The 24,061-nt window shown below is 40.4% G+C and carries 22 protein-coding genes; 7 read left to right on the top strand and 15 right to left on the bottom strand.

The genetic code is table 11. The features are described 5' to 3' along the window. Positions 1–24: 24 nt before the first annotated feature. The 4 genes from P6709_RS15460 to P6709_RS15445 all read right to left on the bottom strand — a co-directional run bounded on the left by P6709_RS15460 (position 25) and on the right by P6709_RS15445 (position 5,808). Positions 25–3,081 (bottom strand): efflux RND transporter permease subunit, encoded by a 3,057-nt coding sequence (locus P6709_RS15460; protein WP_278241842.1) that lies wholly within the window; start codon positions 3,079–3,081, stop codon positions 25–27. Positions 3,082–3,253: 172 nt separating this feature from the next. Beyond that, the gene (locus P6709_RS15455) at positions 3,254–4,612 is read right to left on the bottom strand and encodes a sensor histidine kinase (RefSeq protein ID WP_278241841.1); all 1,359 of its coding nucleotides are present in this window, start codon (positions 4,610–4,612) and stop codon (positions 3,254–3,256) included. Continuing rightward, on the bottom strand, positions 4,605–5,291 hold the full coding sequence (locus P6709_RS15450) for a response regulator transcription factor (protein ID WP_278241840.1): 687 nt from the start codon (positions 5,289–5,291) through the stop codon (positions 4,605–4,607). The genes P6709_RS15455 and P6709_RS15450 overlap by 8 nt, the downstream gene beginning before the upstream one ends. A gap of 109 nt (positions 5,292–5,400) precedes the next feature. Beyond that, a complete protein-coding gene (locus P6709_RS15445) occupies positions 5,401–5,808 on the bottom strand; it encodes a hypothetical protein (RefSeq protein ID WP_278241839.1) in 408 nt (135 codons plus the stop codon). Positions 5,809–6,255: 447 nt separating this feature from the next. Here P6709_RS15445 and P6709_RS15440 point away from each other — a divergent pair, with 447 nt between their 5' ends. Then, positions 6,256–6,801, top strand: a complete 546-nt coding sequence (locus P6709_RS15440; RefSeq protein WP_278241838.1) for a GNAT family N-acetyltransferase — start codon at positions 6,256–6,258, stop codon at positions 6,799–6,801. A gap of 89 nt (positions 6,802–6,890) precedes the next feature. On the opposite strand, the gene P6709_RS15435 is transcribed toward P6709_RS15440, so the two are convergent. From P6709_RS15435 to P6709_RS15425, 3 genes are all read right to left on the bottom strand, one after another. Continuing rightward, positions 6,891–7,403 (bottom strand): DinB family protein, encoded by a 513-nt coding sequence (locus P6709_RS15435; RefSeq protein ID WP_278241837.1) that lies wholly within the window; start codon positions 7,401–7,403, stop codon positions 6,891–6,893. A 356-nt stretch (positions 7,404–7,759) separates the two neighbouring features. After that, positions 7,760–8,545: an SDR family NAD(P)-dependent oxidoreductase gene (locus P6709_RS15430; RefSeq protein ID WP_278241836.1), complete on the bottom strand. Its 786-nt coding sequence runs from the start codon at positions 8,543–8,545 to the stop codon at positions 7,760–7,762. Positions 8,546–8,824: 279 nt separating this feature from the next. Further along, on the bottom strand, positions 8,825–9,487 hold the full coding sequence (locus tag P6709_RS15425; RefSeq protein ID WP_278241835.1) for a hypothetical protein: 663 nt from the start codon (positions 9,485–9,487) through the stop codon (positions 8,825–8,827). Positions 9,488–9,643: 156 nt separating this feature from the next. On the opposite strand from P6709_RS15425, the gene P6709_RS15420 reads away from it, so the two are divergent. Then, complete coding sequence (locus tag P6709_RS15420) at positions 9,644–10,009, top strand: DUF4180 domain-containing protein (RefSeq protein WP_278241834.1); 366 nt, start codon at positions 9,644–9,646, stop codon at positions 10,007–10,009. A gap of 83 nt (positions 10,010–10,092) precedes the next feature. Beyond that, complete coding sequence (locus P6709_RS15415) at positions 10,093–10,809, top strand: Type 1 glutamine amidotransferase-like domain-containing protein (protein ID WP_278241833.1); 717 nt, start codon at positions 10,093–10,095, stop codon at positions 10,807–10,809. Between the two features lie 152 nt (positions 10,810–10,961). Here P6709_RS15415 and P6709_RS15410 read toward each other — a convergent pair whose 3' ends face one another. Continuing rightward, on the bottom strand, positions 10,962–12,470 hold the full coding sequence (locus P6709_RS15410; RefSeq protein WP_278241832.1) for a M81 family metallopeptidase: 1,509 nt from the start codon (positions 12,468–12,470) through the stop codon (positions 10,962–10,964). A gap of 449 nt (positions 12,471–12,919) precedes the next feature. Between P6709_RS15410 and P6709_RS15405 the strand changes: the two genes are divergently transcribed. The 4 genes from P6709_RS15405 (at position 12,920) to P6709_RS15390 (ending at position 17,410) form a co-directional block, all read left to right on the top strand. Further along, the gene (locus tag P6709_RS15405; RefSeq protein ID WP_278241831.1) at positions 12,920–13,609 is read left to right on the top strand and encodes a response regulator transcription factor; all 690 of its coding nucleotides are present in this window, start codon (positions 12,920–12,922) and stop codon (positions 13,607–13,609) included. Then, positions 13,606–14,610, top strand: coding sequence for a sensor histidine kinase (locus P6709_RS15400; RefSeq protein ID WP_278241830.1), 1,005 nt, complete (start codon positions 13,606–13,608; stop codon positions 14,608–14,610). The genes P6709_RS15405 and P6709_RS15400 overlap by 4 nt, the downstream gene beginning before the upstream one ends. 102 nt (positions 14,611–14,712) lie before the next feature. Continuing rightward, positions 14,713–15,474 carry an ABC transporter ATP-binding protein gene (locus tag P6709_RS15395; RefSeq protein ID WP_278241829.1) on the top strand — a complete coding sequence of 254 codons (762 nt, stop codon included), beginning with the start codon at positions 14,713–14,715 and terminating at the stop codon, positions 15,472–15,474. Further along, positions 15,464–17,410 (top strand): ABC transporter permease, encoded by a 1,947-nt coding sequence (locus P6709_RS15390; protein WP_278241828.1) that lies wholly within the window; start codon positions 15,464–15,466, stop codon positions 17,408–17,410. Before P6709_RS15395 ends, P6709_RS15390 begins: the two co-directional genes overlap by 11 nt. Before the next feature lie 97 nt (positions 17,411–17,507). On the opposite strand, the gene P6709_RS15385 is transcribed toward P6709_RS15390, so the two are convergent. From P6709_RS15385 to P6709_RS15355, 7 genes are all read right to left on the bottom strand, one after another. Then, positions 17,508–17,852 (bottom strand): hypothetical protein, encoded by a 345-nt coding sequence (locus P6709_RS15385; RefSeq protein WP_278241827.1) that lies wholly within the window; start codon positions 17,850–17,852, stop codon positions 17,508–17,510. Beyond that, a complete protein-coding gene (locus tag P6709_RS15380; RefSeq protein WP_278241826.1) occupies positions 17,830–19,680 on the bottom strand; it encodes a DUF6792 domain-containing protein in 1,851 nt (616 codons plus the stop codon). The genes P6709_RS15385 and P6709_RS15380 overlap by 23 nt, the downstream gene beginning before the upstream one ends. Continuing rightward, a complete protein-coding gene (locus P6709_RS15375) occupies positions 19,670–20,323 on the bottom strand; it encodes a hypothetical protein (RefSeq protein ID WP_278241825.1) in 654 nt (217 codons plus the stop codon). Before P6709_RS15375 ends, P6709_RS15380 begins: the two co-directional genes overlap by 11 nt. A gap of 199 nt (positions 20,324–20,522) precedes the next feature. Continuing rightward, positions 20,523–21,158 (bottom strand): hypothetical protein, encoded by a 636-nt coding sequence (locus P6709_RS15370; RefSeq protein ID WP_278241824.1) that lies wholly within the window; start codon positions 21,156–21,158, stop codon positions 20,523–20,525. A gap of 142 nt (positions 21,159–21,300) precedes the next feature. Next, positions 21,301–21,990, bottom strand: coding sequence for a hypothetical protein (locus P6709_RS15365; protein WP_278241823.1), 690 nt, complete (start codon positions 21,988–21,990; stop codon positions 21,301–21,303). A 102-nt stretch (positions 21,991–22,092) separates the two neighbouring features. Continuing rightward, complete coding sequence (locus P6709_RS15360) at positions 22,093–22,734, bottom strand: hypothetical protein (RefSeq protein WP_278241822.1); 642 nt, start codon at positions 22,732–22,734, stop codon at positions 22,093–22,095. 143 nt (positions 22,735–22,877) lie between these two features. Further along, positions 22,878–23,519: a hypothetical protein gene (locus tag P6709_RS15355; protein ID WP_278241821.1), complete on the bottom strand. Its 642-nt coding sequence runs from the start codon at positions 23,517–23,519 to the stop codon at positions 22,878–22,880. Between the last annotated feature and the right edge of the window lie 542 nt (positions 23,520–24,061).

The raw sequence follows: 24,061 nt of genomic DNA, 5'->3' as shown, positions 1-24,061 counted from the left end.
AAACGGACCTGCTTTCCTTTTGTTTTACATTCTTCTCCATTTACCCGCTATGCTGTAGAGGACAGGGATGAACACCAGGGTTAAGAGCGTACTGGTTGTTAAGCCCCCTATTACCGTAATGGCCAGGCTCTTTGAAATCACACCTGATGAACTTTGTGAAAGGGCTAAAGGCACTAACGCCAGGATAGTGGCAAGTGCGGTCATAAGGATGGGACGAAAGCGTGAATTGCAGGCTTCAATAAGTGCCTGGTGCAAGGACAGGCCTTGTCTCCTGTTGCTTTCTACCCGGTCCAGCATGACAACGGCATTTGTTACTACAATTCCAATGAGCATAAGCATGCCGATCATGGCACTCATCGATAAACTTTCTCCCGTCAGCATAATCGCTCCAAGAGAGCCAATCGGCACAAAAATAATTGACGACAGGATGACAGCTGGTGTTATGATTCCGCCATAGGTCAAGACAAGCGTTAAAAACACAAGTCCTACTGCAATGATCAAGGCCTGCCCTAAGTCACGGAATCCTTCTGTCATCATTTCCTGTCCGCCCCCTGTTTCCCACTCCACTCCCTCCGGCAACGAGAGTGTGGCAATGTCCTGTTCGACACGCTGGGTCACTTCCCCAACTTCTTCAGAGATACTTTCAGCCGAAACAGTATAGGCAGACTCAGCGTCCTTGTGAGCAATCGCAGCTGGGATTTGCTGTTCTGCAATTGTTGCAATATCCGATACCTTTTTCGGTCCTGCCGGTGTTAAAATCTCTGTATTCTCTAACTCTGTTTTAGTTGAAAGCAATGAATCGTAGGATACAAAGATTTCTTTTTCTTCTTCATCAAGAATCATTGTTCCAATAGAATGTTCATTCATTTGATCTTCCACCTGTTGATAAACGGCCGCTTGTTTGACTCCCTGTTCCTTAGCCTCCTCTGTCAGTTTGAGTTGAAGCTTGGTTTGTTTTTGTTCAGCCCCGCTTGCTACATTGGTGACATCGTCATTTTGCAGCAATGCTTCTTCAACCTGGCTTGCTGCCTCAATTAAATGGTCCTGATTTTGTCCATACAATGTAATATCAATCGTTTTACCGGAAGGGGGGCCGATTTGCTGTACTTCCTGTATTCGAATTGAGCTCTCTTCATACTCTTCCTTCACAAGGTCCCCTACCTTTTTTTCAAGAGGAGCTTTATGGGAAGGAACCGTCTCACCTTCTGTTAACTGAATATAAAACAATGCAGTGTATTCATTTGAGCTGTTTTGTCCGGGCACGCTTGTGTAATTCGCTGACCCAACCTCTGTTTGGACGTAGTCTGCTTTTTCGTAGCGGCTTAACTCCCCTTCGATTTCTTTTGCCAAATTATCTGTTTCTGCCAATGGAGTTGAGGCAGGCAGTTCCACTTCAATCTGCAGAGCACTTGCCGGTCCGCTTGGAAGAAATGATTTGCCGACAGACGGAATCATAGCGATCGTACCGGCCAGCAGTACCATTGCAATCGAGATGACGATCCATTTTTTTGATAGAGATATTTTTAACATATGATCATATCCCCGCTGCAGCCAGCCTGCTTTTTCCTCATGCAATCCTGTTTTGAGGAAAATCATGCTTAGTACAGGAATGAGCATGAATGCCACAAGGAGGGATAGAACAATGGATGTCACTACAGCAATTGAAAACGGTCTGAAGAATTCTCCAACCACTCCTCCTACAAATGCAAGCGGCAAAAATACAACAACGGTCGCCACTGTTGAAGAAGTTACGGCTCCAACCACTTCTTTTGCAGCTTGATAAATTAACTCGCGTTTGGTGTACTCCACTTTCTTTTGCAGCCATTTAAAAATATTCTCTATGACGACAATGCTGTCATCCACAATTCGTCCTATAGCCACAGCAATGCCGCCAAGGGTCATAATGTTCAGGGTATACCCCAGATAATCCAATACAGCAATCGTCCCTAAAATGGACAACGGCAAAGATAGGATGGCAATAATGGTTGCCCGGAAGTTCCTCAGAAAAAGCAGAATAATGATGACGGTAAATAGTGCACCAAATCCACCTTCTTTGATGAGAGAGTCGATAGATTTTTCGACCTCCTCACCCTGATCAATAATCGTGAATTGCCCGTACTCATTTTCTCCGCTAAATCGTTCAACCTCCTCCTTTACAAGGTCAACCACTTCTGCTGTATTTCCTTCCTGCGTTTTAACAACCTCAAGCACAACAGCAGGCTCACCGTTATAACGCGTAATGGCGTTTACCGTCTCTACTTCCTTTATCTCTGCAATTTCTTTTAAAGGAACAGATGCTTGCTGTGGCTGCTCTATCGGAGAGTCCGGATTTAGTGCTGCCGGTCCTGCAGCAATCGGTATTTCCACTTCTTTTAGCTCTTCTATACTTTTTATTTGGCTCTCAATCGAAACCGGAATGCCATTTCCTTCACTTTGAAGTGAGCCTAATGGCAATACGTAATTTGCTTGTTCAAGATGCGCAGCGATTTCTGCTGCTGTTACGCCTGCTTCCTTACTTTTTTCCTCATCTACTTCAACCATTAATTGAGTGGCTGATGTGCCGGAAACGGATGCACTGCTTACCCCTGAAATATTCTGTATTTGAGGAAGTAATTCATTGGTTACATCCTCCTGCAGTGAAGTCAGGCTTTCTGCTGAGAAAGCAAGCTTGTAAATAGGCTTAGAACTGGCAGAAACTCTTCTATATTGTAATTCAGCTTCTTCAGGCAGACTGATTTTATCGATCGCTAATTGAATGTTGCGATCGATTTCCTCCATGTCTTCGCCAAATTCATAGCTCACCTGAATAAGGGCAGTGTTGTCTCTGGTCGTACTGGTTAATGTGTCATAGGGCTTTACATTTTCTATTGCTTCTTCTATCGGCGTCGTGACTTCATCTTCCACCTCTTCAGAAGAATGATTCGGATAAACTGCCTGTATTAACAAGGTAGGAGCCTCTACGTCCGGATAGGTTTCCACCTGTATCTGTGAAGTTGAAACAAGACCTGCTGCAATAACCAGCAGAGATAATACAAGAATGGCTATTTTATTTTTCAAGCTGAGCTCCAGCAATTTTCTCATCTTCCTATCTCCTCTCTTTCATACAAGTAGCATAAAAAAGAATTGTGACCTGAAGATGACCAAAAGATTAAATGAGGAGTAAATAAAAAAAGCCTGTGACAAAAGTGTCTCAGGCATCTTGACCGGTTCACTGCGTTTCAAAAAAATTTTTAAACCTCCTTTAAATTTTATTCTATTTTTTTGGCAGTTTAATCATAAACGCAGTTCCTTCATTTTCACGACTTGCAACCTGAATGTCCCCTTCATGAAGGTCGATAATTTTTTTAACAATTGCCAAACCGAGTCCACTCCCCTGCTTTGACCGAACTCTTGCACGATCTACCGTAAAAAAGCGGTCAAAAACATGCGGCAGATCTTCTTCCGGTATTCCCGCTCCTGTATCTGAAAAAATGACAGAAATAAATTCTTCTCCTTCTTCCAGGGCTGCTTTAATTTCTCCGCCTGTCCCGACAAATTTTAAACTATTTATCAGAAGGTTATGCCATACCTGCTCAAATTGATCCTTGTCTGCAAACCATTCTATAGGTTTCAAATCCTCTAAATGAATGTGAATCCCTTTTTCAAGCCATTGAGGCTGATGGGTTAAGAAGACATGCCGAATCTGCTTGTCCACTCGGTACATCTCTTTATTGAGAGGATTTTCTTTGCTTTCAAGCACTGAGAGCTTTAATACATTTTCACTTAATTTTGCAAGCCTCTCACTCTCCTTTTGAATAATAGTTAAGTAATGGTCCTGCTGCTCTTTTGTAAATTCATTTTCCTTTAACGCCACCGCAAAGCCTCGGATCGAAGTTAGGGGAGACTGAAAATCATGTGATACATTCGAGATAAATTCTCTGCGCATGGTTTCCAGGTTGTTTAATTCATTGTTCATTACATGAAAGCTTTTCGCCAGTTCTCCGATCTCATCTTTTCTCCTGACCGGAACATGTCCTGTAAAATTCCCCTGTGCAATCTTTGACGTATAGAGCGTCAGTTTTTTAATAGGCGTTACTAAATAAAGTGCAACCAGAAGATACAATGCACTCCCGATCAGCAAAACACTCAATAGCACCGTCATGAGCGCTTCTTCAATGAGATTTAGTCTGCCATTTATTCCTGGCTTCAGAAAAAGAGCATAGTTCTCTCCATCTGCTTCAAAGGGCAGCCCAACAGACGCATTTTTCAATAACCTTCTATCTTCATTTTCAACTCTGTGAACGTCTCCACTGAGGACTTTAGTAATTTCATCGGGGTCTGCATAATTTTCCTGCCTTGCCCTTCCGTAATAAGAAGCTTCTCCGTCTTCCGTAAACAAAGCAATATTGTAGCGGATGGACGATACGCTCTCCAGGTATCCTTCAAGACTCTCTGGCTCCAATTCATTGTATAGCTTGATAATCGTCTGGCCAGACAGCATCATTTCTTCCTCCAGTTCGTTCATCACGCGTGTTTCATACATATTATAGGTGATCATAAATGAAATCGTCACACTGCTGATGACGACAGCTAAAAAGGTAACAACCATTCTCAAATACAATGAATTAAGCACGAGGTTCAGCCTCCAACCTGTATCCCAGACCGCGAATCGTCGTAATCTTCACGAGTGAATGCTTCTCCTCCAGCTTTTTTCTAATTTTTTTTATATGCGAATCAATCGTTCTTTCATTTCCATAAAAATCAATGCCCCAAATCTCTTCAATAAGCTGATCTCTCGAAAACACCTGCCCCGGATTGGTCGCAAGCTTATATAGGAGCTGAAATTCCTTTAGCGGCAAATCAATGGGGCTGTTATTCACCATGACCTCCAAGCTTATGCCGTCAATTCGTAAATTACCGACAACTGCCTTTTTTTCAGCGTGAATTTTACTCCGCCGCAGCAATGCCTTCGTGCGCATCACAAACTCTTTCGCATCAAAAGGTTTAACAATGTAATCATCCGTGCCATGCTCAAACCCTTTTACTTTATCTTCACTTTCCCCTTTTGCCGTCAGCATAATAATCGGGATCGTATACTCTTCTCGTATTTCCCGGCAAAGGTCCCAGCCATCTTTTCGCGGCATCATAATATCGATGACAGCCAGGTGAATGCTCTGGCGTTTAATAATATCCAAAGCTTCTTCCCCGTCCCCTGCCTGCAACACATTAAATCCTTCCATCGTCAGATAAAGATTAATTAACTCTCGTATATGGCTATCATCATCTACAACTAAAATGGATACTAATGACATAAAATTCTCTCTCCTATTAGTCAATCCTGCTATTTTTAGTTACAACTCATAAATTATTAACTACTCTATTTCTATTACTATACTCACAAACAACAGTCTATATTCTACTTTATCTTGAAAACACTTCATTTACGGCTTCGTTTAGCACGAGAAAGCCTGCCCTGACTGGCTTCATTTTTACTAAACTGTTTAATCCAATGGTTTTTTGATTTCCTTTTTCTCTATTAATCTGTTCAGTTGAAAGCACTAGAAATTCCCAACGATCCAAATTTAGAGGATTTACAACGCTGCGATCCTTTTCATGAAGTAAACAGAACACATATACATCTGCGCTTTTCATAGTTTCTGCAGCATATGTATTCGTGCTCGCTGCCCAGCCTTTTGCAGGCGCAATGTCAAACGAAATAATGGAATTTTTAGTTTGCGCCCATGACTGAACATAAGCGGCAGATTTCACTTCAATTTTTATGCCTGAAGGTGTTACTAAATCATAGGCGTCCCACTCTATTCTCACCATGTTGGTTGCATTAACAGCTTTTGCTACGATAAACTCTGCCAGTGTTCCGCGAAGCGCATTATTTAACAGATCTGATTGATTTCACTGCCTAAATTCCAATAGAATCATATCTGTCTCGGCACCTCTATGAAGAAACCGTTCCTCCCCACTTTTTCTCATTAGACACTCCCCCTTTCAAAAGATTAAATACTTGAATGGGAACCGTTGCTGCAAGACAGCCTTACTATATTATTTCCATCAAGTCTATACCTTTATCTAGTTTAGATACTACCCATTGAAAAAATATGGAGTCACATTTAACAATATGGTAATCAAAAAGAATGAAGTTCAAATTTTTGAAACGTTTAATAAAGGCTACTTATTTAACTAACTGAGCAGTAAAATTGAATAAGGCAGGTAATTAAGATTGTACTAGTAAAATACTTTTTCAGAAAAGGACGGTGTAAAATGATTAGTGCAGAAGAAATCACCATTTACCCACTTCAGAACGAATTAATCAAAGACATCAATAATACAAATGATTCCTTTAAAGTGTTTGGTAAGATTGTACCCATTTTACAATCAGGAAAATGGTCTTTTGAAGAGAAACTATTCAATGAAACGCAAGAAATTCGTTTTCCGGATGATCAACTTGATTGGAGCCAATATATAAACCAGGGGGATAAAGCTCTATTTTTAGCCTATAAGAATACGAGTTGTATTGGACAAATTAGAATAACGAGGGATTGGAATCGCTTCTGCTATATTGAAAATATTGCTGCAAAAAAGGAATTTAGAGGATATGGAATTGGGAAGCTGCTCTTATCTAAAGCGGAAGAGTGGGCTAAACAAAGAGATCTTATCGGAATGTCTCTGGAAACGCAGGATGATAATCTTGGAGCGTGCAGGTTTTATGTGAAACAAGGATTTTTACTAGGTGGAGTTGACACCTTGAAACAGGCCTATAATCCAAATATAGAAACCACTTTGTATTGGTATAAGTTATTCAACTAACAGGTACGTTACTTAATGAAGCCCCCTAAAGCCAGATGGCCTCAAGGGGCGGAATAGGTAAAAAAGCTCTGGCAGAATCATAACTATCGTTAATGGTCTGCTTTTAAGCCCAATCTTTTATCCAAATCATCCTTTTGCATCAGATGGTGACGAAAATGCATTTCGATAAGAGCAAACCATTCTCTGGCATTCAGCCACCCAAAGCCTCCATGTTCAGCTTTGTATTTTTGATTTATATCCCCTACTTTCTTTTCCCATTCCTTCACTCTGGTCATTAATTGTTCAAGCTCGAGGATCAAGACTTCTCTGCTTTTTGAATTGTCAGGCGGGGCATTCATTTCATCCGGTAACTTAATTTTAATTGGAGGAAACCCACCTGTTGAAAATATAGTTTCCCCAAACTCCGTCTTCCCGTCCTCTTGTTCTCTCCCAGCGGATGCACAATCCTCAACGTTGTCCAGATAATCCTGAGCTGAAACAATTAGATGGTCATACATTTGGCCGACGGACCAAACTCCTTCCTCAGGTACATGCCTTAGTTGTTCCATCGAATAATTTTGCAAGAAACCTTTATAAGCATCAATCAATTTCAGATTATCCATCTGCCCATCGTCCTTCCCGACTAAAACAAATGTTCTTATCAGGACTAAGTTTATTCTTATCACCTAAAAATTACAACAAAATTCTGATAATTAAAGGGCTACTAAGAGTGATCTATTTGAAATCTGGAACGAATGCTTCTAACGCTGTATAAATATCTATTTCTTGGAAGTAAAAATGTAAGAAGGCGAGAATACTTTCTTACGAGGATATGAACTCAGTTAAATATCTTCAGTATAAAAGTCTCCAAAAAGAGAACTAAAAATAAACCCCCATCAAGCCGGATGGCTAATGGAGGTCAGCGTTAGGAGTGAATTCACAGTGTTGGTCACTGGTAATTTCTAGATCCTTCGTTCATTCACCTCGGCCGCGTCTTCTCTGCATGTATGGCCGCTTTTTCGGTTTCAGATGTTGTGCGGTTCCCTTCTCCTTCTTTCTTTGTTTTTTCGTCTCCACCAAAAACATGGTCCACGTCGTCCATAAGCGCTTCGTATCCCTGCTTGGCGACAAGCTCTTTGTCATTTTTGCTTGATGAACCGATTTGCGTGTTGCTCATTCCCGCATTGTCATGGAAGTTGGTGTCGGTGGCTCCAGGCAGCAGCGCTGTTACGGTAACGCCTGTGTCACGAAGCTCCTCGCGAAGAGACTCGGCAAAGGCAAAACCAAATGATTTAGACGGACCGTATACTGTTTCATAGGGTGTTGGGGTCGTAGCTGAAATAGAAGATACAATCAGGATTTTGCCCCGGCCGTTTGGCACCATATGCTTCACGACCCGTTTAGCTGTATGGACGGTTCCTGTAATATTGATGGAAATAAGCCTCATTTCTTCTTCTAGGCTGGTCTCTAAAAAGGAGCCTCCCCCGATTCCAATCCCAACATTTAGCACAGCGGCTTCCACCGGGCGCTTGAAGTCACTGACAAACTTCCAAAACCCTTCAACCCCCTCGTATGTCGCAGCGTCTGCTTTATGGGGATAAACTTCTGCCCCAAGCTTCTGAAGTTCTTCAGCCGCTTCAAAAATACCGTCGCTTGAACCCGTAATGGCAAGATCATAGCCATCTTTCGCAAACAGCTTTGCCATCTCAAATCCCAATCCTGACGATGCGCCTGTAATCATTGCAAGTGAACGTTGTTCTGCCATCTCTCATTCTCCTTTATGTACGACTTTTACATGAGTGAGTTAGTGAAGCATCTCTTCGTACTCTATTTCACGCTGGGCTCTTTTTAAACATTTGAAAAGTAATAGACTCCTAAAATTGAAATATGTGCATTTCTTGTAAGCTTAAGCTAATAGAAAAAACCTCGTGCATTTTTTTACACAAGGTTTTTTAGTAAATACGCTCATACAAACACACAGCGAGGCAAGAACGAAAGCTATCTCCTTGAAAATAAAACTTCAAAGAACAGCCATTCGAATAAGCTACTCACTTTGACTGTTACAATCCGGAAGCAAGTGAAGGATATCAAATGTGAAGGTGGCTTTGTTTCCTGCACGTGAAGCAGCGACTAAAACCCCGACAGACTGAACGCCAAAGTTGCAAAAGTCAGGACATGGATCGGAATCTTCTACTGAAGCATAACAAATTACATTGTCAGCACATGTGGTACCAGTACATGAGAATGGCAATTGATTGACTACTGCACAGTTGCCCTCGCCATCGTTAAAAAACGTACTGAATTCAAGGTTGAAATAATAGTTGATATACCCTACAGCCTTGACCTCATTTACGGTTACGCCCCCTACTACTCCACACGGGGTACAAGCTGAAACCTGAACCGGCGTGATGCAGCAGTTTAAGAAAAATGGGTCATTCAGCACATTAACGATAAACGGCGGCTGTACGATTCCTGTTTGCACAGAACCCGCTGGGAACTCGATCGTACACTGATCAAATAGAATCTCAAGACAGTTTGCTTGCTGGACTTGCTTAAGCTCTGTTAATACATCAAGCATTTGCTGGTGAGATTTTGGATCAGTCGTCTGTTCCATCTTCTCCTCGATTCTTTTAATCGTTTCTTCAAGCTTCAGCTTATTTGCCTGCTCCGCCTCAGCATCCCGGTTAATATGAATATTTTTACGCATCTTTACACCTCCTATCTTACTTCTATTAAGATATTCATAGATTTGAGAATTGATTGGACAAATTATTCGAATCAAATAAATCTGCATTTTAGCTATAATTTGTGAAAACCGGAGTTTATACTTAGCGTATAAACTTCCAACTGGAGTGTGTTTAAAATGAATGTTAAAACGATAGAAGCCCGCGGACATACGTTCGCCCTAGTTACATCTGCTTCCATTCTGTTATCCGATCAACAAAGCGCATTGGATTTTGTGATGACCATAAGCAGTGAAACAGCAAGCGAGCGAATCGCTTTAAATAAAGAAGCGATCTCAGAGGATTTTTTCAAGCTGCATACAGGACTTGCAGGAGAAATTCTTCAAAAATTCATAAACTATAACATAAAATTTGCCATTGTCGGAGATTTCTCATCCTATACCAGTAAGCCATTAAAGGATTTCATTTATGAATGCAATAAAGGGCATCACATATTTTTTGTATCCACAGATCAGGAAGCAGTAGAACGATTGGCAGGTCGTTAACAAGATAAAGAGGATATGGTCGAAAATTTAATATAAAAGAATGCTAAGGATTTACCAATCGAGAATTCTAAGGAGGAAAATAAATGCCGCATCAGAATTCGAAAAATCCCAACTCTAACGAAAAGTCAGGGTTAAAACTTTTGCTAACTTCCGCGGGCGTCAATAATCATTCAATCCATCATGCGCTTGTGGACATGCTCGACAAGCCGATCGAAGACTGCACCGCTTTGTGCATTCCGACTGCTATGTACGGCCACCCCTGGGTAGGTCCCGGTGTCAAAGCCTGGGAGTTTATCACCGGAAATGCTGAAAATCCCATGGTTAACCTTGGCTGGAAATCTGTTGGCATTCTCGAGCTGACTGCGCTGCCAAGCATCGGCAAAGAACGATGGGTTCCTCTCGTAAAGGAAACAGATGTTTTGCTGGTATCCGGTGGTGACGCCCTTTTCCTGAATCACTGGATGCGGGAATCAGGTCTGGCAGAACTTTTGCCGTCACTGAATGCGGTCTATGTGGGGATGAGCGCAGGGAGCATGGTGATGGCTCCTAAAATCGGCGAAGAATTTATTGGCTGGCTCCCGCCTGCTGGTGGAGATGCAGCACTCGGTCTGGTGGATTTTGCGATGTTTCCTCATTTAGGTCACGAACTGCTGCCGGACAATACATTGGAAAATGCAGAAAAGTGGGCTGAGGGCGTCTCAGTACCCGGGTACGCAATTGATGATCATACGGCCATCAAAGTAAGCAATGGCGAAGTTGAAGTCATTTCAGAGGGACAATGGAAACGATTCAACCTTTAAAGTGCAGCTAAAATGAAAAAGCCTGATTTCAAATGAAAGTCAGGCTTTTTACTATTGCGCTCTTCTGTTATTAAAAAAATTCTGGATAATGGTTAATTAAAAAAGGCCCGCCATAAAAGCAAACCCAGAGCGATTGAACATATCAGTCGATTTTATTGTAATTCGCTACTGCCCTTGTCTTCCCTTCGATTAAACCCTTTATCCAAAGGATACACGGGTCTGTTTACCCTTTTGTAATTTAAATTCTGTAAATTGTAGCAGCTCAGTCCAGGTGAGTCTACCGTAATAATTTTCTTCGCGAGTGGTGTAAAAGAAGAACGAAAATGATTTTCGGATTTTAACGCAACGATTTTATAATCTGTCACATCAATCCCGTGCAGAATAAACATTTGTTCATCAAATGTCTGTGCTCTTATGGAGCAGACAATGACATCCACATGCCCTATTTGAAGTCTCGCTGATTTTCCTAAATTCATTTTTTTCCCTTTATACATTTCGGTGCTGTGCACAAACTTTCCATCCGACAGTGCCTTCACATAAGCGTGAACGGCTAAAGGGCTTCCGTGCAGGGAATCCGTTTTACCCCCAAGCGAGATGGATATCCTGCTGCCTATTCCCGCTTCATGAGCGGCTTTTGCCGTTTCCGGATCATACATAAAACCAAAACAAGCATGTTCAATATTCATTTCAATCATTTCTTTCAATAAGTGAGTGCCATCTCCGGGTGCACCCGCTCCAGGATTATCCGATGTTTCATTTATAACAATGGGACCGCCCTGCTCTGAAAGGGCTTGTTCTAACCCTTCTCTTGGACCAGGGAGAGGAAGATAAAAATCCTCACGCAGATCCCAGATTTCGTCGGTTACATCCCGGGAAATTGTTGCAGCTAATTCCTGATCCCCGTCCGTAGTCGTAAGCACGGAAAGTCTCATGTCAGGGATATCGGTATGGGAAAAACCGTGAAAGAACGTGCAATCGATGACACCCTGCTGTTCTTCCCATTTCCAGCATCGCTCATTGATATCCTTGACCGGGGAATGATCCGATGTGCTTGAAGGAATCATCATCGGAAGCTTTTCAAAATGCATCACAGGCTTAATTTTCCCCTCCACAATGTCGATTAAGGTTTCAACTGCTTCTTGTCCTCTTTCATAACAGTCTGTATGAGGATAAAAATTCACCCCAAGCAGCGCATCCGCTTCGTTAATCATCGTTTCTGTTAAATTTGCATGCAGATCGAGCGTAGCCACTATGGGAATCTTTTTGCCGACCACTTCTCTTACTTCAGATAGGATGCTGCCTTCAAGATCCTCAACCCCATCTGCGATTCCGCCTCCATGAAGGACAAGACAGATCCCATCGAGGTCTCTTACCTGTTTAATACTTGATAAAAGATTAGCAAGCAATTCCTGGTAGGCCTCACGCGTAATCAACCCCATTGGATTGGCACTGGCCCAAAACGTGGGAATAAGCTCCACGTTCATTTCTTCCCCTTTTGAAATGATTCCGCCTAAGTAATCGCCTACTCCTCTGTGATTGTTGATGATCTCTTGACCGCTTTCCCATTCATTCTGCTTAAACATATCCACCGTTGCCTTTACATTTGAAAATGTATTCGTTTCATGTTTAATTCCGCCGATTGCGATCTTATGTTTCGTCATTTTTACTTTTCCTCCTGTTATTCACAACATTATGCTACCAATCTCATGAACAAGTAATGATGTAAATGACATGCTGCAAAATGACCTGATGATTTGGTCTATTAATGTATTCAAAACAATAGAGGATGGTACTAAAAGAGGGAATTCAATCCCCCGATACTGGTCTTAGGGATTCCATAATTTTCTTTTTCTAATAAATATTCTTATCTTTAATCATACAGTAATTCAGATAACTATAACAATTTACGTTATCCAATTATTCCTTTGATGCTGGTGGATTTAGAAACAAGAATCTAACGAAGTGGAGGGATTGACCCTTGCGCAATGGAGAAAAATGACTGCTTGAAAGAATGAAACTGTTTTCTATCACTGCTCACCTAACCATAAGTTGAATTTCCCACCCCGCTCCCCTTTTTGCTATACTTTACCTGAAAGCGCAGGTGATCTGATTGTTTAAAATCCTTTTAATTGAAGACGATGAAACGCTGTTTAAAGAAGTTAAAGACCGGCTGACCGCCTGGCAATATGAGGTGTACGGGGTTGAAGACTTCCAAAAGGTAATGGAAAGCTTTGCCCAGACCCAGCCGGATTTAGTGATTATTGATATTCAGCTTCCGAAATTTGATGGCTTCCACTGGTGCCGCATGATCCGTGAGCATTCAAATGTTCCGATTATCTTTTTATCCTCACGCGATCACCCAACAGATATGGTCATGTCGATGAATTTGGGGGCAGATGATTTTATACAAAAACCGTTTCACTTTGAAGTCCTGATCGCAAAGGTTCAGGCGATTTTGCGCCGGGTGCATAACTACAGCTCAACCACATCTGACCTGAGAATGTGGATGGGGGCTGCGATCGACATGGAAAGCAATCGTGTGAAAAATGATCAGGGCACGATCGAGCTGACAAAAAATGAAATCTTCATCCTCAAGCTTTTAGTTGAACGAAAAAATAAGGTCGTGACCCGTGAGTATTTGATGGACCTGCTTTGGGATGATCAGCGCTTTATCAGCGACAATACATTAACCGTCAATGTGAACAGACTGCGAAAAAAACTGGCGGAGATTGGACTAGGCAACGCCATCGAGACGAAGGTTGGTCAAGGATACACGGCGATCGAGAAGGTGGAAAAATGATCAGGAAATTTCTGATGGAGAGAATAAGCTGGATTGGACTCATTTTGCTCCTGCAGCTTGTAGGGTTGACCATCGCCTACCTCGATCCTTCCCTGTCTTTTAGTTCAATGATGTATTACGTCTTTTTGTCACTCGTGATTTCTTCCGTGTTTATCATCATCCGTTATTTTAGAGAAACTCCCTTTTATAAAGAACTTGAACTGCGGGAAGCAACAACAGATCTCACCAGCTTCCCTGAACCGAACAGCCCGTTTGAAGGATCTGTTTATGAACAGGTTACCTCTGCCATTGAAAAGCTGGAAAAGGATGCTTCCCATAATCAGCTGCTTCTTGAAGAGGAAAAAGACGAACTGCTTTCCTGGATCCATGAAGTAAAAACGCCGTTAACTGCGATGAAACTAATCATTGACCGGACCGAGAATCACCAGTTAAAATCCGAGCTTATGTATGAATGGCTGCGAATTTATTATTTACTTGATCAGCAGCTGCATCAAAAGCGCATCCCTTTCATTGAAAATGACTTGTTCATTGAAAAGGTTGAGCTTGAACCACTGATTTATAGTGAAATTCATACGCTGCGTTCCTGGTGCTTAAAAAAGAAAATTGGCTTTGAAGTAGAATTGGATTCCCCTCATGTGCTTTCGGATGCGAAGTGGCTCGCTTTTATTCTCCGGCAGCTTTTAACCAATGCCGTTAAGTACAGCCATGAAGGTTCTGATATTACCATTCATTCCTCTCAGCATATGGGTCAAACCGTTCTGACCCTGTCTGATCAAGGTCGCGGTATTGCCGCCCGTGACCTGCCAAGAATTTTTGATAAAGGCTTCACGTCTACCGGCAATCCCGATCAGCACGCGACCGGCATGGGGCTGTACTTGGCGCAAAAGGCTTCCGTCCCCCTTCACCTTCACCTCTCTGTTCAGTCAACTGTGGGCACGGGAACAACTGTGATGCTTACCTTCCCAAAAGAAAATCAATTTCTCGAAATACAGGGCGTGTGACAGAAATGTCACACGCTTTGCTTTATTGTTAGGACAATCAAAGGACTTCACAAAAAGGAATCGATACAATGAATGTATCTTAATTACTTGGAGGAAATCGCCATGACTATATTAGAAGCGAAGAAAATTTATAAGAGCTATGGAAATAAATTCACGAAGCAGGAAGTGTTAAAAGGAATTGATGTCCGCATTCAAAAAGGGGAATTTGTGACGATCATGGGCGCATCCGGCTCAGGAAAAACCACCCTTTTAAATGTACTGTCGACAATTGACCGTTTAAGCCACGGCTCCTTAATTATTGAGCAGGAGGACCTGACCAAAAGCAGAGAAAAGAAGCTTGCCCAGTTCAGAAAGCATCATTTAGGCTTTATCTTTCAGGATTATAATCTGCTCGATACGCTGACCGTAAAAGAAAATATCCTGCTGCCCCTCTCCATCACAAGTACGTCTAAAAAAGAAGCGCAGAGTAAATTTCAAACAGTTGCACGGGATCTTGGCATTGAAGACATTGCAAATAAATATCCGAACGAAATATCAGGCGGCCAAAAGCAGCGGACCTCTGCAGCAAGAGCCTTCATCCATGAACCAAGCATTATTTTTGCAGATGAACCTACAGGTGCGCTTGATTCAAAAGCAGCATCTGATTTGCTTGCCAAGCTGACTCATTTAAACGAAAAACGCCTGGCCACCATTGTAATGGTCAGCCATGACCCTGTTGCCGCAAGTTACAGCAGCCGGGTGATTTTCATTAAAGACGGGCAGATTTATACACAGCTCAACAAAGGCGAAGAAAGCCGCAATACCTTCTTAAAAGATATCATGAAAACACAGGGCGTACTGGGTGGTGTGCACGATGAGCATTAATCAGCTGATTTTCCGCAGCTTTCAAAAGAATCTTAAAAGCTATTACTTATATGTATTTGCGCTGATCTTCAGTGCCGCTCTTTATTTTGCCTTCGTCACGCTGCAATATGATCCATCTATGGATGATGCGTCCGGTTCCGTAAGAGGTGAAGCAGGCATTAGGGCCGCTTCTGTGCTTTTGATCGGGATTGTTTCGGTATTTTTACTGTATGCGAATAATTTATTTATCAAACGCAGAAGCAAAGAAATTGGGTTATTTCAGCTAATCGGCATGACAAAGAACCGGATATTTGCCATTCTGAGTGCTGAAAATTTGCTGCTTTATTACAGTTCACTGATCGTTGGTACATTTATCGGCTTTGCTATATCAAAATTAGTGGCCATGACCTTATTTAAACTAACGGGCGTGGAGGATACAGCAAATCTCTATTTCTCCAGTCAGGCTTTTATCCAGACGCTGCTTGTCTTCAGTGCCGTCTATCTTTTGATCATGGCGATGAACTACTTATTTATCAAACGCCAAAGCATCTTGTCCCTCTTTCATGTAAAAAGCAAAACCGAAAGCCGGGTCAAAAAGATTTCCATCATTGAAATTTTGATCGGACTGCTTGGGATCCTCCTTATTGCCGCGGGTTACTATGTATCATCACGGCTTTTTGATGGGGAATTTGTATCGATGACTCAATTGTTTGCTGTAATGGTCTTTATCCTGGGAAGCGTGATTCTTGGAACGTATTTCTTCTATAAAGGGTCTGTCAGCTTTATGGCCAACCTAATTCGGAAAAAGAAAGGCGGCTACTTAAACATCAACCAGGTCATGTCGCTTTCCTCGATCATGTTCCGGATGAAATCCAATGCCATGCTCCTAACCATTATTACCACGGTGTCCGCACTTGCGATCGGCCTGCTGTCGTTAAGCTATATCTCCTATTACTCTGCTGGAAAAACAGCTCAAAGCGCTGCGCCTGATGATTTCACCTTTGTCTCAGAAGAAGATGCAGCAGTGTTTGGTGAGATATTAGATGAAAACGGCATTGCGTACAGTGAAAAACAAATCGACGTCATTCAGGCGGAAGTCGGGATTGAAGATATTCTCGGGACGGAACTAGATAATTTTAACTTTGAAGACGGCAAAATGATCATGGCTGTCATTAGTGAGAGGCAAGTGGAGGATATTGAAGTAAACGAGGATGAAATCTTATTTTCCGGCTCAAACGATGCCCTGCAGGCCCTTTTAAATTTGCAGGATGAAGGAACACTCATCTTACATGGCGCCACCACTGCTGTTACCAAAGAGTATGCCGGACTAATTGATGAAAGCGTTCTGCCATTTTATTTCGCTGGCGGAGTGCCTGCAGCCATCGTGGACGAAGCTGTTTTTGCCGCGCTTTCTAAAGATAGGAACGAAGAAATCCAGGAAGAGTCCTCTCTCTATATTGGCTTTACCCTGGAGGACAGTGACACTGTGGAAAACGCGAATGAACTGTTTAGCGGCATGCCATTCAGCGATGAGCCTGGAAGCAATTCTCAATACGCAGCAGAGCTCCAGCAAAAAATGAATATGGGCTTTATCATGTTCATCGTCGGATTTCTCGGCCTCACCTTCCTAATCACATCAGGCTGCATTCTCTACTTTAAACAGGTTGAAGAAGGAGACGAGGAACAGCCAAGCTACAAGATCCTGCGAAAACTCGGCTTCACTCAAAAAGACCTTTTGCAGGGAATCCTCCAAAAGCAGCTGTTCAACTTTGGAATCCCGCTTATCGTCGGTCTCCTGCACAGCTATTTCGCCGTCCAATCCGGCTGGTTCTTCTTCGGAACCGAGCTGTGGACGCCGATGATCATCGTGATGGTGTTGTATGCTGCACTGTATTCCATCTTTGGGATTTTGTCGGTGCTGCATTATAAGAAAGTGATTCGGATGTCGCTGCAGTAAATACAATTGAATAGGAAAATCCCCTGTCCTGGATGCTGTGAGTAGAATATTCAGCATTGTTATTAGTAGGACAGGGGATTTTTTATGTTCACTCACTTTAAAAAGCAGAACCGCCTCGATCTTTATAGTAAATCGTCATGTTTTGTGTTTTCATTGCATCTACTTGTTCATCAAATGATTTTATTGCTTGGTCGATCGTATCATCTGCTTCTTCCAATACCGCCTTATTTCGAATAAATTGCTGGTCTGCTTTTTCTTCCATAGACTCAATTAATTTGCCTTTGCTGCCGCCTTCTGAACCAAATTTCTTGATTAGCTTGTAAACTTGTTCGTCCACATCTGCAATTCGATCGAGTGAAGATTGAAAATATTGTTTTCTATATAGATGTTCTTCACTATCAACAATTTGATGAGTAACGTTAATAGACTCCTCTGTGGCCACTTTCTTCTACTCCTTCCGCAAAGTGATAATTGAATAATGAAGCGATAATTTCATCCTTTTGAAAGATCTGCTCAATTGCTTCACGAGTTGAAGTAAGAAAATCTTCTGTCCGCTGAATCGCAGTCGTTAACTGTTCCCAAATCGGGTCAAATGAAATCCCAGTAAGTGGTGTTAGGGAATCATGAACCTCTATTTTAGTTACAGTCTTCTGACCCCTTGCGGAATAAACGTACTTTCTAAATATGGATGCTGAATAGGCTTGAGGGTTATGTTCAATATCATTAATAATCGTAACAACCTTTGTTTTTTCCGTATCAAAAGCTTCTACAAGGCCATTCTGATAGGTGCGCATGATAACAAAAATAGCCCCCCGCTTTTCTTCAAGCAAGGCCTGGCCTTCTTGATACATCCGAATGGCTTCAGAGATATTTACATGTACTTCCTGACCATCCTGCTGCCCTACTGCAATCATGTCGTTCCCCAAATACATTCGTCCATTTTCTTTTCCAAGTGTATTTAACATTTCTTCAATACTGTGACTATGTACGATCTCTTTAAGCAAAGGACCAAGAATCTTTTTAAATACATCCGGACTATTGGAGAGGCTTGAAGCGGCAGAAATGATATCACCTATTTTGGTAACAGAAAATTCATTTGATAGAATGGTTTCCAAATTAGATCTCACTGACTCAATCTCATTTAGTAAAGTCGTCTTCTCACTTTCAGAGATGTACCCATTTGCAGCTAACTCATTTACAATAATTTCTCCATTATCTGAAATATGCCGCACAAGTCTAAGGAGTTCTGGCAGCTTCGTTTTAACATCTTGGATCATATTTTCCGTCTCTTTCATATTAGAGGCAAAAACAAAATTAAAACCCAAAACCCCGCCATCTCTATACTTATCCACCAATTTCATATCAATACCTGTAAGTTCTTTAATTACCTCATCACTGTCGCCTTTTTCAGAGGCGTCAGCATACTGTATAGCCAACTGTTGAAAATCAGCAATAATTTCATCCGGTACTTTATCCATCATGTCACGCAATCCCGAGAGTTCCGGGTTTGTGTCTACCATCTCTACGTTGCCCAGCATGACAAAGCCTCTTGTTCCTGCTAGTGCAAATAGAAGATCATCAACTGACAATGTTTGATGGATATTTTGGGCTTTGTCTTTATAATAGTCTTCTCCAAATGCTTTTAGTTCGTCGGGTGGTAAACCATATATACTATCAGGATCACTTCTATTAATTTTAAATCTTTTTATTAAAGCTTCTCGAAAATTTATATCCGTTTCAAATAATTGATAAATAGTCGGTTGTGCACCGTTCACTCCATACAATTTATCAAAAACGTCCTCAGATAATTGGGCTATAATATTATTATTGTGTCCTAATGAGTGGGAAAGACCAATTATCGTAGTCGTTGACTGAGATTTTGAATCTGTTTTAAAATTTTCTAAGGCTTCTTCCTTAAATCTATATATACTTTGACTTTGAGTTGCCCTGGTTCCAGCAAATATAGAACCGACATTATAGTTCCAATCAGTTCTATCGGTACTTCCTTGGGAAATAATATATATCTGATCTATATTTTGTTTTTCAGAATAAAAATGTATTGCAGTGCCATCATAACCTGATTTATCACCTTCTAACCTCTTTGCATCATTAGATGATAAATAATTAATTTCAAGCTCCAATGATTCCCCAGTTTCTTCTAAATAAATTCTTTTAACCTCTTTAATAAAGTTCTCTTCGTCTAAATTTTTGTATTCCAATTCTATAATTCGAAGTCTCAAGGATTCACTAAACAACACTTCATTGTTCATCTTTATCTTCCTCTTTTGAATTGGTATTTAAAAAATTAAAAGAAGCTGCAATTTTTGTTAATTTATTTTCCTCATCATCAACTAGCTCTGTACACTCCACATCACTGCCTTCCGAACAGCTGGTAGTATAAAAAATTTGCGCACTTCCATCTCCTGATTTATTTTGTATGAAAATGGCATAGCTCATTGTTTCTCCAAAACTATTATCACTTGAAGACTCTAACTTACCCATATATATATCTTTATTACTGTCTTCAGTCTTTTCAAAAACAATGTCTTCATCTGCTTGATTCTTTACACTATCAAGATACTCTTCAACAAATTCGATTTTGTCAAAGTTATTGAAAGTCATTTGTAAACTTGATTCCGATCCGTTGTTATTTTCTATTCCTGTAAGAAAACTTTCGAATGTTTCCTCTGACTCCAATGTATAACTATTTTTACTGATTACCGTCCCCCCCGGTATCCACATCTCATATAAACCAGTACCAGACTCAAATGGGTATAGATTATCAGCCACTTCTTCAGTAGATTTCATAAAACTCCGAGTAAACTCATCTTGAAAAGCACGGACATCTGGTAAATCTTCGACACTCATTTCACTGGGTTTTAGCTGCTCTTCTTGATTATTACCATTAGCCATTTGGCAACCTCCTGAAATTAGAACACTTACAAACACGAATAACATTATTTTTTTGTTAAATAACATGTTTGCCTCCTTCAATATATTATTCCACTTTATTATAGCATTTAATGGAAAAAAGACTACAATCTAGCTATTCAACAAATGATAGAGAACTGATGGAAAATGTTTCCGGAAAATTTAATTCATTTCTTCAAAATCATATATTTTCATCACTCCTTTTAAAGCTAACTGAAGATGTAATCTTAATTACTTTTTCTTTTTCTGCATCAACAATTGCTTTGCAGTTAATTTTCTTTTCTTCACTACAAAAAGTTGTATAAACTAACTCTAAACTCCCATTCCCCTCTTCATTTTGGACTAACGCAGCATAGCCCATTGTCTCTCCATACCCTTCTTCCTCTAAATACTCTAAAGGAGCAATGAAGATGGCTTTATTATCAGAACTAACTTCTTCAAATTCAAGTTCTTTGTCGATACTCGACTTTAAGAATTCTAGATTTCTCTCGACTGAATCTATTGTATTATGATGATCAAATGTAACCTGCAGCTGGGAAAAAGACTCGTTATCATTCTCTATATTTCCTAAGAACTGTTCAAAATTCTCTTGTGCTTCTAAAGAATAAAGTCTCTCATCAAGAGTTGAATGTACTGGCAGCCACATCTCGTACAAATTTGTACCTGAACGAAACTCATAATAGCCACTATCTACTTCTTCAATAGATTTCATAAATGTTCTAGTGTATTCATCTTGAAAGGTGTCATTTTCAGGAAAATCTTCTGCATTCATTTCACTAGGTTTAACTGTTTCTTCCTGGTTATTACCATTAGCCATTTGGCAGCCTCCTGAGAATAAAACTGGTACAAACACAAATAACATGATCGTCTTTTTAGTTAACATGACAGCCTCCTTTTAATAGATTAATTGCCGCTTCACTATCTAATTTCTTGTTTAATCCATAATCTACGCATTTTCTTCATTCGTTACTACCGTCATTTTTAAAGTCAACAGATAATGAAAGTTTTACGATCTTTTCTTTTTCTACTTGTGGTTTACATTCAAAGGAAATGTCTTGGCGACAAAACGTGGTATAAAGTAGATCTATGCTTCCTGTCCCTTTAGTGTTTTGAATAAAAACACTAAATCCTATCGTTTCCCCATACTCCTCTTCATTAGTAATTTCAAGAGGGGCTAAATAGATATTTTTTTCTTCAGCTATAATTTCTTCATATTCCAAGTCATATTCAGACCTGGAGTTTAATCGATCTAAATTTAAATCTATTGAGTCTTCATTGTTAAAATCAACAAAGGTAACTTGTAGTTGTGAAAAAGATTCATTTTGGTTTTCAAAACTTGCCAGGAAATGCTCAGACGTATCATCAGATTCATACAATTGTTTATCCATCACAAATTCTGGGGGAACTAACATGTTGTACAAATCAGTTCCTGACTCAAATTGATATAAGCCATCTTGATTTTTCTCTGCGGCGTTGATAAATCCACGGGTAAACTCATCTTGAAAAACTGGAACGTCAGGTAAATCTTCAGCACTCATTTCACTGGGTCTCACCTTTTCCTCATCAGGATTGCCAGCAGCCTTTTGGCAGCCTCCTGATAGTAGGACACTAACCAACACCAGCAACACGGTTCTTTTGTTTACTATCATGTTTCCCTCCTAATATATATTCTCCAGATTATTTTAAAGTAGAAATGGATATCAATTTAGCCCATCTTCAGAGTCCTTTAATTTCTTAACTCCCATCCATCTTCACTCATTTTCATCATTTCCTTTAAACTTAATTGATGATGATATTATTAATATGTTTTGTTTCTGTTTTTCTCCTGTTAATTTTTGACCACAATCATTGGTATTTTCTTCACTACAAAACGAATCATAAAGTAACTCCAAACTCCCCACTCCTTCAGGGCTTTGAACAAACGCAATATACCCGAATCTTTCACCATATTCTTCGTCATGGGTACGTTCCAGCTCGGCTAGATAAATGGTTTGTCCTTTTGAATTAATTTTTTCAAAATCTAATTCTTTCTTACTCTTTAAATTTATATTATCCAGATTTCGATCTACCAAATTCGGTTCACTATAATTCACGAATGTTGCATGCAGCTGAGTGATAGACTTATTGGAATGTTCAATAGTAGCGAGGAATGTTTCAAACTCACCTTCAGCTTCTAGTGAATAAGATTTTTCTTCAATAATCGTTTCTTCCGGCAGCCAAAGCTCATATGCCTTTGTACCAGATTCAAAAACGTAAAACCCCGGTTCAGCTTCCTCCAAAGACTTCATAAACCCCCGGGTAAACTCATCCTGGAAAACTGGAACGTCAGGTAAATCTTCAGCACTGGTTTCACTGGGCCTTACCTTTTTTTCATCAGGAGTATCAGCAGCCATTTGGCAGCCTCCTGATAGTAGGACACTAACCATCACCAACAATACGGTTCTTTTGTTTACTAACATGTATTCCACCTCATATGTATTCTCCCATTGGCTAGAAAGATCAGCCGAGTTAAACGAAATCTAGCTAAGCATCAATGTCATGTATTTTCATCACTCTTTTTAAAGGTAACGGAGGATGCAATCTCTAAAATTTTTTCTCTTTCTCCTTCTTTCATACTTTCATAACTGCAGTCATTTTTATTTTCCTCACTGCAAAAGGTGTCATAGATTAGATCGACACTTCCTGTCCCGTTCGTATTTTGGACAAAGACCGTGTAACCGAATGTTTCCCCATAGCCTTCATCTTCTGTATACGGTAAAGGAGCGATATAAACAAGGGTTTCATCAGATTCTACTTCTTCAAACACTAATTCATTTTCTTTGCCTGATTGTAATCTGTTAAGATTTTTTTCTATTGATTCCTGTTTATTAAAATCCACAAAAGTGACTCTAAATTGTGTGACTGATTTATTTTCATTGGAGATAGTGGACAAAAAATACTCGGATTTTTTATCAGAATCTACCTCATAAAGCTTCTGGTCAATCACAGTTCCTTCTGGAATGGACATCTCATACAAATCCGTACCTGACGTAAACTCATAAAGTCCGCCCTCTACCTTCTCTGTTGATTTCATAAATCCCCGCGTAAATTCATCCTCAAACGTTTCATTTTCCGGCAATTCTTCTGCATTCATTTCACTTGGTTTAACTATTTCCTCCTGGTTATGACCAACAGACATTTGGCAGCCACCTAAAATTAAAACACTTATAATTAAAAGTAGAATTTTCTTGTAGTTAAAAATCATAATACCCTCCTACTAAATATTCCTTTCATTTACTATAGCATTTTATGGAAAAATAAATATATTGTATTACAGCAGCAGAACCTTCTGTCAGGAGCTTCAGAACAGCTTTCAATTGCTGCGCTATATTTCATCTTTGGTATTTTGTCGGTGCTGCACAATAAGAAGGTGATTCGGATGTCGATGCAGTAAATATAATTGAATAGGAAAATCCCCTGTCCTGGATGCTGAATTTCTTTCTCTCTTTAACAGAGATAGCTCAGCATTTTTCTTAGGACAGGGGATTTTTTATGTATACTCTTTAAAAAGCAGAATCGCGCACTCAGATAAAGCGCGACATAGGAACATACGGTGCTGAGATGGTTTTACTGATTTCAATCCAAGTAAGACAGTCATATAACATGAGGCATTAACATTTCAATCAAAGCACACAAGTAGAGTTAGATTGTAAGTTTCTCGACAGTTGGCTGAAACGGTGA

The organism is Jeotgalibacillus sp. ET6 (genome assembly GCF_029667115.1).
In the GTDB taxonomy this organism is placed as follows: domain Bacteria; phylum Bacillota; class Bacilli; order Bacillales; family Jeotgalibacillaceae; genus Jeotgalibacillus.
This window is presented reverse-complemented; position numbering and strand designations above follow the sequence as displayed.

Excerpts from the sequence above, each read along its gene's own strand:
- P6709_RS15420 (WP_278241834.1), top strand. The coding sequence starts at position 9,644 with ATGAATGTTAAAACGATAGAAGCCCGCGGACATACGTTCGCCCTAGTT.
- P6709_RS15430 (WP_278241836.1), bottom strand. The coding sequence starts at position 8,545 with ATGGCAGAACAACGTTCACTTGCAATGATTACAGGCGCATCGTCAGGA.
- P6709_RS15365 (WP_278241823.1), bottom strand. The coding sequence starts at position 21,990 with ATGATAGTAAACAAAAGAACCGTGTTGCTGGTGTTGGTTAGTGTCCTA.
- P6709_RS15450 (WP_278241840.1), bottom strand. The coding sequence starts at position 5,291 with ATGTCATTAGTATCCATTTTAGTTGTAGATGATGATAGCCATATACGA.
- P6709_RS15410 (WP_278241832.1), bottom strand. The coding sequence starts at position 12,470 with ATGACGAAACATAAGATCGCAATCGGCGGAATTAAACATGAAACGAAT.
- P6709_RS15435 (WP_278241837.1), bottom strand. The coding sequence starts at position 7,403 with ATGGATAATCTGAAATTGATTGATGCTTATAAAGGTTTCTTGCAAAAT.
- P6709_RS15445 (WP_278241839.1), bottom strand. The coding sequence starts at position 5,808 with ATGGTGAGAATAGAGTGGGACGCCTATGATTTAGTAACACCTTCAGGC.
- P6709_RS15400 (WP_278241830.1), top strand. The coding sequence starts at position 13,606 with ATGATCAGGAAATTTCTGATGGAGAGAATAAGCTGGATTGGACTCATT.
- P6709_RS15390 (WP_278241828.1), top strand. The coding sequence starts at position 15,464 with ATGAGCATTAATCAGCTGATTTTCCGCAGCTTTCAAAAGAATCTTAAA.
- P6709_RS15440 (WP_278241838.1), top strand. The coding sequence starts at position 6,256 with ATGATTAGTGCAGAAGAAATCACCATTTACCCACTTCAGAACGAATTA.
- P6709_RS15375 (WP_278241825.1), bottom strand. The coding sequence starts at position 20,323 with ATGGCTAATGGTAATAATCAAGAAGAGCAGCTAAAACCCAGTGAAATG.
- P6709_RS15370 (WP_278241824.1), bottom strand. The coding sequence starts at position 21,158 with ATGGCTAATGGTAATAACCAGGAAGAAACAGTTAAACCTAGTGAAATG.
- P6709_RS15355 (WP_278241821.1), bottom strand. The coding sequence starts at position 23,519 with ATGTCTGTTGGTCATAACCAGGAGGAAATAGTTAAACCAAGTGAAATG.
- P6709_RS15460 (WP_278241842.1), bottom strand. The coding sequence starts at position 3,081 with ATGAGAAAATTGCTGGAGCTCAGCTTGAAAAATAAAATAGCCATTCTT.
- P6709_RS15380 (WP_278241826.1), bottom strand. The coding sequence starts at position 19,680 with ATGAACAATGAAGTGTTGTTTAGTGAATCCTTGAGACTTCGAATTATA.
- P6709_RS15425 (WP_278241835.1), bottom strand. The coding sequence starts at position 9,487 with ATGCGTAAAAATATTCATATTAACCGGGATGCTGAGGCGGAGCAGGCA.
- P6709_RS15360 (WP_278241822.1), bottom strand. The coding sequence starts at position 22,734 with ATGGCTGCTGATACTCCTGATGAAAAAAAGGTAAGGCCCAGTGAAACC.
- P6709_RS15415 (WP_278241833.1), top strand. The coding sequence starts at position 10,093 with ATGCCGCATCAGAATTCGAAAAATCCCAACTCTAACGAAAAGTCAGGG.
- P6709_RS15395 (WP_278241829.1), top strand. The coding sequence starts at position 14,713 with ATGACTATATTAGAAGCGAAGAAAATTTATAAGAGCTATGGAAATAAA.